The sequence below is a fragment of the Flavobacterium sp. genome (assembly GCF_036515215.1).
Classification (GTDB): domain Bacteria; phylum Bacteroidota; class Bacteroidia; order Flavobacteriales; family Flavobacteriaceae; genus Flavobacterium.
Genome location: NZ_DATBVQ010000123.1, coordinates 1 through 9,949, shown reverse-complemented (window position 1 = coordinate 9,949; position 9,949 = coordinate 1). Strand labels below are relative to the sequence as shown.

Below are 9,949 nucleotides of genomic sequence, written 5' to 3'. Positions count from 1 at the left end.
GAAATGACATTTACAAGGCGATTATAGGGAAGTAAAAAAAAGTAAAAAAAAATTAATTTTTGCTTGCAGAAATCAAATTTACCCCTATCTTTGCACCGCTTTACAAGTGAAACAAACTTCACCGATAAGCACACAAAAACGTTCATTCAATAGCAGAATAAAATTATACAGTTTCCTTCTTAGCTCAGTTGGTTAGAGCATCTGACTGTTAATCAGAGGGTCCTTGGTTCGAGCCCAAGAGAGGGAGCTTTTTAAAAAGACTTTACAGCAATGTAAGGTCTTTTTTGTTTTTAAGCGGTAGTGAAAGCGCTACTTTATGATAGCAAAAGCATTTTAAAAAAAACACACAAATCCAAACGGTTGTTGACAATAAACTTTTTTAAAAGCGTAACTTTGTCCTTTATCCAGCCCTGTAGTTCAACGGATAGAATGGGAGTTTCCTAAACTTTTGATCTAGGTTCGATTCCTAGCAGGGCTACTCCTTCAAATTATGGCAAAGACCCTCAGAAATGGCGGTCTTTTTTATTTGTCAACTCCTATTTTGGCTGCTTTTATTAAAAAAAACAATCTTTAAAGTTGGTTTCCTTTTCACTATCTTTAATATCACGATTTTTTTAAAACACCATCTCCATGAAGAAAATCACCTCCCTATTCCTTCTTCCCTTTTTTTTAAGCTGCAACTCGCAAGTGAAACCTAATGATGTTCCCCTTCGGGACGAAGTGAAAAATTACACTTTCGAAACAGTGACTTCCGGAATCGCTATACCATGGGGAATGGCCTGGCTGCCGGATGGCTCGATGCTGATAACCGAAAAAAGCGGGATTCTGTACCACCTTAAAAATGGTCAGAAAACCAAAATCAAAAACGTACCTGCAGTTTATGATCATGGTCAAGGGGGTTTGCTTGATATTGTTCTGCATCCCAATTACAACAAAAGTGGTTGGATTTATATCACCTATGCCTCCACGGAAGGCGAGGGCAAAGGAGGCAACACCAAACTTATTCGGGCGAAACTCAAAAATGAAAGCCTAATCCAGATCGAATCCCTGTACAAATGCTCTCCCAACACCACAGCGGGCCAGCATTTTGGGTCCAGAATCGCTTTTGACGATGATGGTCATGTGTATTTCTCTGCTGGGGAACGCGGTGCCCACTTTGTAAATCCGCAGGACATAAGCTGTGACAACGGAAAAATATACCGATTAAATGATGACGGCAGCATCCCAAAAGACAACCCTTTTGTGGGCAAAAAGGGAGCCAAAGAGGCAATTTATTCCTACGGACACCGCAATCCTCAGGGATTGGCAAAACATCCGGTTACCGGAGAAATCTGGGAACACGAACACGGTCCGAAAGGCGGGGACGAAATCAATATCATAAAAAAAGGTGCCAATTATGGCTGGCCGATTGTCACCTACGGAATCGACTATGACAACACCACCATAAGTAAAATACAGGAAAAACCCGGAATTGAAAACCCCATCTATTACTGGACCCCTTCAATCGCCCCCTGTGGAATGGCTTTTGTGACAAGCAACCGCTATCCAGACTGGAAAGGCCATTTGTTGGTTGGCTCCTTAAAATTCCAGTATCTAGAATTACTCAAATTAAAAGGAAAGCAAGTTATAGGCCGACAAAAAATCGCAACTGATATAGGTCGCGTCCGCAATGTGGCACAAGGTCCAGACGGCTATATTTATATAACCGTAGAAGGAAAGGGCATTATCAAAATAGTCCCCAATAAAAGGTAGTTACCTAAAAAACATTCTGCCCGAAGCTTATATGCAAATCGCTATATTTCACCATATGATCCCAATGCTGTTTTATTAAACAATAACAAAGACGGTGACTCAGCAAAAAAGATTGGCTTCTGCGAGATCCACAGATCAAGTCTCGAGAACTACAAAAAAATGACATCGCTTAATAATCCAATTCTTATAGAATTTTTCCATTCCGGAAATGACCCATATGAATCCGTGAATTATATAAATTCTAAGCCCAAGATCGTTGATTATAATTGCCCTTGGGTCTTAAAATTATCTACATTTGCACTATTAATCACCTAGATTCATTTTATGAAAAAGACCGCAATTACCTTCCTTATTATTACCCAATTATTTCTTGTTTACAGTTGCAATCAAGGTAAAGCTGCCGATGAAGTAAACGCAAATGAAAAAATTGTAGAAGCAAAAATAGATTCCGTAAAGAAAAAGAAAGTTTCTACAATCGACACAGTCGATTACGACAAAAGAATGCTGGCTTTAAGCAATAATGACACAACCGGAAGGTGGCCTGTAAAAACGCCTTATCCTTTGGCTGGCGCGCTACTGCCATACAACAGAATCATCGCCTTTTACGGAAATTTATATTCAACAAGAATGGGGATACTGGGAGAAATCCCAAGAGATCAAATGATAAAAAAATTGCAAGGCGAAGTAGCCAAATGGGCGGCAGCTGATCCTACGGTCAAAACGATTCCGGCATTTCATTACATAGCCGTTACAGCACAAGGAGCTCCCGGAAAAGACAACATGCATCGCATGCGCATGCCATTCAAACAAATAGACACCGTTCTTAAATGGGCAAAACCCATTGATGCTTTGGTGTTTTTAGATATTCAAGTGGGACACAGTACCGTGAAGGCAGAAGTAAGCGAACTGGTAAAACACCTTAGTTTACCCAATGTCCATCTAGGAATTGACCCTGAGTTTTCAATGAAAAACGGAGAGCGTCCAGGTTCTAAAATTGGGCATTTTACGGCCGCGGATATTAATGATGCAATTGACATCTTGGCTAATATTGTGCGCAAAAATAAATTGACTCCAAAAGTACTTGTGGTACATCGTTTTACGCAAGGAATGGTGAAAAATTATAAAGAAATTAAAACCGTTCCCGAAGTTCAAGTGGTTATGGATATGGATGGCTTTGGCAGCAAAGTACTAAAGAGATCCACTTACCTGACTTATATCTACAGGGAACCGGTACAATTCACCGGGTTTAAATTGTTTTACAAAAATGACAACTGGAACAATTGGCAAATTTACACTCCGGAAGAATTGCTAAAATTCACGCCAAAACCAAGCTACATTCAATTTCAATAAATACAGTACAATGAAAAATTATTTTGCCTGTCTGATTTTTGGACTTGTCCTTTTGGAAGGCTGCCAATCAAAAGCAGAGGAAACTAACAAAGATGCTCCGCAGAAGACAACTGTTGTAAATGCCGTTGAAAATAAAGTGGAATCACCAAAAGTGACCAATGATGCGGCCACCCTTCTTTCAAAAAAAGAAGTGCCTATTTTGTGCTACCACAACATTAAGAATTTTGATGCCAATGCCGGTCCCATGACCAAAGTCTATTCGGTAAAACCAGCGAACTTTGCCGAACAAATGAAAGCCTTGTCAGAAGCAGGTTACCATACTATTTTACCTGCCCAATTGTACGACTATCTTGTGCATGACGGGCCGTTACCTGAAAAACCGATCATGATTACCTTTGACGATACGCGCGGTGAACAATACAGCATTGGAGCTGCCGAAATGAACAAATACGGTTTCAAAGGCGTGTTTTTTGTCATGACTGTTTCCATTAATCGCCCCAACTATTTGACAAAGGAACAAATCAAACAATTATCAGACAACGGTAATGTCATCGCAGCGCATACTTGGGATCATCACATGGTCACAAAATACTCAGGCGACGATTGGAATACCCAATTGGTGAAACCGAAGGAAAAACTGGAGGAAATCACAGCTACGCCTATAACCTATTTTGCTTATCCTTTTGGTTTATGGAATAAAGCAGCTATCCCTGAGGTAAAAAAGAGTGGCTACCAAATGGCGTTTATCCTTTCGACCAAAAGAGATTCAATCGACCCACTGTACACGATCAGAAGGATGATTGTTTCCGGTACTTGGAATACGGAAGGCATGATGAAATCTACGGAAGCTACCTTTGAAAAATAAGCCGCGATGATGCATTTGCCGTCATTCTTCTAAATAGCTTACTTTCACCATTAGAAATAAAAATCCGCAACAGCTGTCTCATTGACAATCGTTGCGGGTTTTTCTTTGGAACAAAAGATTGACTTGAAGGCCATTCCCTATTTTCAAAATCGGCATGTTGGCAAACGGCAGCAAAGCGAACCGCATAAAAAAACAGCCTTGTTTTATCCCGCAGGACAAAACAAGGCTGTTGCTTGATGAATCAAAATGGTCGTTCCTATTTATTGGTCAGCCAACCTTGTGGATTTGTGTAGGTAGTGTTTTGCAAAAGTAAAAACTTGATTACCGTCTTACCGGTATCACCGTTAGTTCTTACCCTTCCCAAAGTCTGTTTTATGCTTATTTTATCTCCTTTGCTTACAGATACGGAACTTAAGTTTTGATAGATCGTGAAATAATCCCCGTGTTGTATCATTACGGCTCTGTTGACCGGCGATAATACCATGACACTTGCCACTTCTCCTCCAAAAACGGCTCTCGCTGTTGCGCCTTCATTAGTTGTAATTTCAACTCCACTATTATTTATTACTAAAGTATTGTATATGGGATGAGCCTGGCTACCATAACCTAGTGAAATAAATCCTTTCTCTACCGGCCAAGGCAGACTACCTCTATTTGCCCTAAAATTATCAGCTATCAATTTTGCCTCAGGGGTCAATTCGATTCTTGATGACGAGACTGACTCTTTTGCGGCGGAAGCGGCCACTTCCTTAGGACTTGCTTTAGAATTGTTTGCCAGGGCTCTAGCTTTAGCTTTCTCCAAGGCCGCTTTTCTGTTTGCTTCAGCAATGGCCTCACGAATCAAGCGGTCAATCTGTTTGTCGATTGTTTTTGATTCCCTTTGCTTTTTCCTGATGTCAGATACAATTCTGTTTTTGTCCTTTTTAATAGAGTTTACCAGTTTTTCCTGTTCTTGTTTTTCTTTTACCAAGCCAACTTTCTCCTTTACATTTTCAGCAATTAATTTTTGCTTGACAATTTTTTGAGCATTTAATTTGTTGTTGTAATTGACAAGTTCAACAGATTTCGATTTTATTTCTTCTCCCTGATTTTTTCTGAAACTGGTGTATTGCTTTAAATATTGCGCTCTTTTATAGGCCTGCAAAAAATTGTCTGATGACAATATAAACATCGCCCGACTTTGTTCTGAACGGCTTTTATAGGATTTCACAATCATCTTTGCGTAGTCCTCCTTAAGAACAGCCAGCTCTTTGTTAAGCTTGTTGATTTTCATCTGATTAATATACATGTCATTGGCTAAATATTTAGCTTGCTTTTCGGTAGTGTTAATCAAGATTTCTTTCAGCCTTATCTTGTTTTTTTGAATCGTATAGACATTCATAGCCGACTTTTCTTTCGACTTAACATTTTTCAACATCTTTTCATTCTCCCTAATCTCTTTTTGAATCTCAGCTTTACGCTGTTCTAATTTTTCTTGTTGGGAAGACTGACTCCAAAGAACAGAAGTCATGCATATAAATAGTAGGCTTACGAGAAATTTTGGCATCTTAAAAATATATTTGTGCAAATTTACTTAATTATAACTCTATTGTAACCATTTGGAACACTATATGGAAAAGAAAGTTCTTCATTGAAGGTTATGGTATCATATTCCAAATTAATTTCAGATTTTCCTTTCTTCTGGAAGGTATTAATAACAACTGTGGCCGGCAAAATTGCTTCTTTGTATTCTTTAATGTAAGTGTAGGCAATCTGGATCATTCTTTCTTCGGTCGTTTGTGTGATTTCTTGTCTGTTGATACTGAAATCGTCGGCGTTTACATAGAATGTCTTTTTTGTGTCATCATTTGCCATATCGTCAAGACGGTACAACTGTTCGACCAATGACTCGCTGTATTTCCCTTTCTTCAAATCGTCCAAAGCTTCACCCAACAGCATGTTTTGGATTTTATAGAAATCCAAATCAGTACCAAGCCATTGGCTCAGTGCACTAAAATCGCCTTCAAAGTAGGTTCCTTTTATTTTTTCGTAGTAACTCACCGAAGTTGGTGTTATCGATGCTTTTGCCATTGTTATCCCCAGAAAGCGAATACTCACCAATATTTGTTCGTCTTTCTTAATCTTTATTTCTGCGGTTACGTTCTGGGATTGTCTGTCGTCAGAATATTTTGCGTTTGCCTTAATATATAATGTCGAGAAATCACTCTTGTTGTCGTAATGGCTCGCTATTATGTTCTTTGCTTTCATGTAAGTGACCGGGGTTGTAGCACCTGCCACAACGGCTTTGGACTTGCAAGAGACCATGAAAACCACCACTAATACTGCTAAAAATTTATTCATTGAATTTTATTTTTTTAATAATTGATTCGCTTTTGAGAAGTAGAAATCCTTTTTCTTTGCATCTCCCAAACCACTATAAGCTTCGCCAAGTTGAATGTTGAAATTGGTTTCCAATTCAAGGTCGTCAACCAGATAATCCAATCCCATTTCCAACATTTCTTTTGCCTTTTTAAATTGCGCCGATTGATTGGCCCCCAAACCGGCATAGTAATAAAACTGCGGTTGTGTAGGGTAAACATCAACCATTTCGCTAGCGTTTTTAGTCAGCTTTTCAAACTGTTTGGTCTCGACGTATGCCTGAAGCAAAAGTAAGGTGTTCTCGATATCTACATCCGAACCCTTTTTATTTGCCAGCTCATAATACCTGACTGCCGCATCCCATTGTTTCTTGCCCTGATAAAATTTTCCTATTTCCTTTGCCACATTTACGTCCGGGTCATTGTCAAAATAGCCGATGGCTTTTTCTAAATCAGGCGTGAATTGCGGATTTACATTCACGAAAATCAGAAACTCATTTAGAATCCGGTGTCTTATTTTCGAATCTATTTTGGCGCTGGCCAAAGCCATGTTCATCGCTTTAACGGCCTTCTCCCCGTCCTTGTTCACCAAATGGGTTTTGAACAAACTCACTTGGGCCCACTCCGATGTTGGGATTGCCAGTTCCAATTTACGTGCCGTTTCTAGCACTTTCTCCGTTTCGTTATTCTTGGAATACAAAAAAATCAGCGAAATGTAATTGGACTCCTCTTTTGGGTTGGTCTCAATTTGTGCAATTAAATTCGCTATTTCTGTATTCTGGTATTTCCCTTGGGATAAGATCTGCATTTTGTAGGCTTCTCTCCTGTCCGATTTTCCTGAAGTTTCATTGAGCTCGTTGATGAGCGCCAATGCTTTATCGAATTGATTCGTACTCATGTAAAGCGACGTCAAATCTTCTTTGAATTTATCATCAAAGGGTATTAATTTATTGATAACATATATCGCGCCATTAAAGTCCTTGGTTGCATAATTCACATCATACATACCAACCCAAAACCATTTGTTAGTGGGGTCAATCTGTGTTGCATGTTCGAATGAAGTGTAGGCATTTTTATAGTCCTTTAATGCCAAATAGTTTTTCCCCAATTCAAAATGAATCGTCGCGTTTTCAGGTTCTAATTTTAAACATTGGTCTAAAGCGACAATCGCCTTATCATAGTTTTCGATGCCTTTTTGCTTCAATGACTCAAAGAAATAATCCTGGAATTTATCTACCTCCTGCTTAATTTCTTCGGGTTCCGTTTGCGCCAATAGCGATGCAGAATTGCCTAGCAAAACAAGGAATAGAATTAATAAACGTGATTTTTTCATTGAGTCCTTTATCATAGAAACGCAACAATTTAAAACTTGTTATGCTTTATTATGTTTTTAACAATTTGTGCTAAAAAACTTATTCTAATACCGAGTAATCCCCTATACTTACACTCGTAAAGTCACCTTTAAAAGTGACATGATTCCCTATCATCGCATTGTCTAAATTTGCATTGGATATGTGCACATGCGATTGAATCAAGCTATTTTTAATGGTACCACCAAGTACATGACATCCTTTTCCCAAAGACACATTAGGTCCAACAGTCGTATTTATCAAGGCAACATCTTCGCCAATGTAACAAGGTGGGATAATGGTTGAATTTTCTAATCTGACCGTTCTGTGCACTAATTCAATGCCGTCCTTGTGAAGAAACCCAAGCATTCTTGAATTGGTTTCCACGGTCACATTCTTGTTCCCACAGTCCATCCATTCATCAACGCTACCCGTTTTAAAAACTTTACCGTTGGCCATCATAGCCTTGATCCCGTCATTAATCTGGTACTCGCCACCGTTTTGAATGTTGTTGTCCAAAACAGCTTGCAACTCTTTTTTCAAATCGCCCACTTCCTTGAAGTAGTATATCCCGATAACCGCCAAATCACTCACAAATTCAGTCGGTTTCTCAACCAGTTCCGTGATTTCGTTATTTTCATTCATTTTAACCACTCCAAAAGCTTCCGGTTCGTCCACTTGTTTTACCCATATTACAGCATCGGCCGCAGGATCTAAATCGAAATCGGCTCTGATAAGGGTGTCAGCATAAGCAATCACAGCAGGTCCTGACAAGGATTCCTTGGCACACATAATCGCATGGCCAGTCCCCAAAGGCAAATCTTGACGGTAAATAGATGCTTTTGCACCTAAACCTTCAGCTAATTCCTCCAAGCTTTTTACCACATCATCTCCAAAAAAAGCTTCATCTCCTAGGATAAAAGCAATCTCTTCGATAGGCTCCTTCAATATCTTGGCGATATCCTCCACTAATCGGTGGACGATAGGTTTTCCAGCAACTGGAATTAACGGTTTAGGAACGGTTAATGAATGTGGGCGAAGACGTGAACCACGTCCAGCCATTGGCACTATTATTTTCATGTTGTTTTTATATTGAAAGATTAATGATTGAAAAATTAAATGACTCTCTTCGAATTTTCAAATATTTCAATCTTTAAATTATTAAATTTATTTCACTCCCGTACTACCGAAACCGCCTTCACCTCTTGAGGTCTCGGACAATTCCTGTACTTCAATCCAGTCCGCGCGTTCGTGTTTTGCGATAATGAGTTGGGCGATTCGTTCCCCGTTTTGGATGACGAAAGCTTTATCGGATAAATTTACTAAAATTACCCCAATTTCACCGCGATAATCGGCATCGACTGTTCCTGGGCTGTTTAGCACGGTAATCCCGTTTTTGAAAGCCAGTCCGCTCCTTGGTCGCACTTGTGCCTCGTACCCTATCGGCAACTCGATGAAAAGACCCGTTTTAACGACCGTTCTCCCTAAAGGTTCTAATGTTATTGGTTCGGTTAGATTTGCCCTTAAATCCATTCCTGCCGAGGCAATCGTTTCGTAGTTAGGCAAGGCGTGTTGCGATCTATTGATGATGTTTATTGTCATGTTTTCTGTTTTAAGTTCGGGTTTTTAGCCGTGATGGGAGCGGAAAGCCATTTGAAATAAAATTGATTTTTTTCTTGGGCAGAAAGAGCGACCTCAGGGAGCTCCTTTATGGTCTTTGAAAAAACAATTTTATGAAAATGTTTGAAGCGCACAGCGCGAATGGCTCCCTATTATTATTAAGCTTTTGACCCTTTTATGATTTTGATTAATGTTTCTTTTTCGTGATAATAAATGAAATATAGGAATGCCATTAGCAATGAAATCCCAACAAAATAGTTTTCCCTGAACCCATAAAAAGAAACGGCCGAGAAGAATATCGACAGGGAGAGATAGCCTCCTATTTTTTTCAGATCGTACGGAATGGGATAGTATTTATTGCCGAGATAAAACGAAATAATCATCATGCTACCGTAAGCCGCAATAGTCGCTATGGCCGAGCCGTAATAACTCATCGTTGGAATTAGCAAAAAGTTAAGCACCAAGGTTACTATCGCTCCCACAATCGAAATGTAAGCGCCATAGTATGTTTTGTCGATCAATTTGTACCAGACTGACAAATTCGTATAAATCCCTAGGAAGAAGTTAGCCAGAATAATCAAAGGCACCACTTTCATCGCCACCCAGTAAGAGCTGTCGCGAATCATCAGGAGTTTGAACAAATCGGCAAAAACGAT

The 9,949-nt window shown here is 39.4% G+C and carries 9 protein-coding genes and 2 tRNA genes; 5 read left to right on the top strand and 6 right to left on the bottom strand.

The window, feature by feature from the left end:
- Positions 1–173 precede the first annotated feature (173 nt).
- From VIH09_RS08605 to VIH09_RS08585, 5 genes are all read left to right on the top strand, one after another.
- Positions 174–247: transfer RNA gene (locus VIH09_RS08605), tRNA-Asn, on the top strand.
- A gap of 159 nt (positions 248–406) precedes the next feature.
- Positions 407–478 (top strand) — tRNA-Arg (locus VIH09_RS08600).
- A gap of 152 nt (positions 479–630) precedes the next feature.
- Positions 631–1,752, top strand: a complete 1,122-nt coding sequence (locus VIH09_RS08595) for a PQQ-dependent sugar dehydrogenase (protein ID WP_331579923.1) — start codon at positions 631–633, stop codon at positions 1,750–1,752.
- Between the two features lie 324 nt (positions 1,753–2,076).
- Positions 2,077–3,102, top strand: coding sequence for a hypothetical protein (locus VIH09_RS08590; protein ID WP_331579921.1), 1,026 nt, complete (start codon positions 2,077–2,079; stop codon positions 3,100–3,102).
- 10 nt (positions 3,103–3,112) lie between these two features.
- A complete protein-coding gene (locus tag VIH09_RS08585) occupies positions 3,113–3,967 on the top strand; it encodes a polysaccharide deacetylase family protein (protein WP_331579919.1) in 855 nt (284 codons plus the stop codon).
- Between the two features lie 256 nt (positions 3,968–4,223).
- Here VIH09_RS08585 and VIH09_RS08580 read toward each other — a convergent pair whose 3' ends face one another.
- The 6 genes from VIH09_RS08580 to VIH09_RS08555 form a co-directional block, all read right to left on the bottom strand.
- Positions 4,224–5,513 carry a murein hydrolase activator EnvC family protein gene (locus tag VIH09_RS08580; protein WP_331579917.1) on the bottom strand — a complete coding sequence of 430 codons (1,290 nt, stop codon included), beginning with the start codon at positions 5,511–5,513 and terminating at the stop codon, positions 4,224–4,226.
- Positions 5,514–5,536: 23 nt separating this feature from the next.
- Positions 5,537–6,307, bottom strand: a complete 771-nt coding sequence (locus VIH09_RS08575) for a DUF4292 domain-containing protein (protein WP_331579915.1) — start codon at positions 6,305–6,307, stop codon at positions 5,537–5,539.
- A 6-nt stretch (positions 6,308–6,313) separates the two neighbouring features.
- A complete protein-coding gene (locus tag VIH09_RS08570; protein ID WP_331579913.1) occupies positions 6,314–7,657 on the bottom strand; it encodes a tetratricopeptide repeat protein in 1,344 nt (447 codons plus the stop codon).
- 79 nt (positions 7,658–7,736) lie between these two features.
- Positions 7,737–8,753, bottom strand: a complete 1,017-nt coding sequence (locus VIH09_RS08565; protein WP_331579911.1) for a sugar phosphate nucleotidyltransferase — start codon at positions 8,751–8,753, stop codon at positions 7,737–7,739.
- A gap of 87 nt (positions 8,754–8,840) precedes the next feature.
- Positions 8,841–9,275, bottom strand: coding sequence for a dUTP diphosphatase (gene dut / locus VIH09_RS08560; RefSeq protein ID WP_331579909.1), 435 nt, complete (start codon positions 9,273–9,275; stop codon positions 8,841–8,843).
- Positions 9,276–9,451: 176 nt separating this feature from the next.
- Positions 9,452–9,949, bottom strand: a 498-nt coding sequence (locus VIH09_RS08555) for a lipopolysaccharide biosynthesis protein (RefSeq protein WP_331579907.1), incomplete at its 5' end; no start/stop codon positions are given.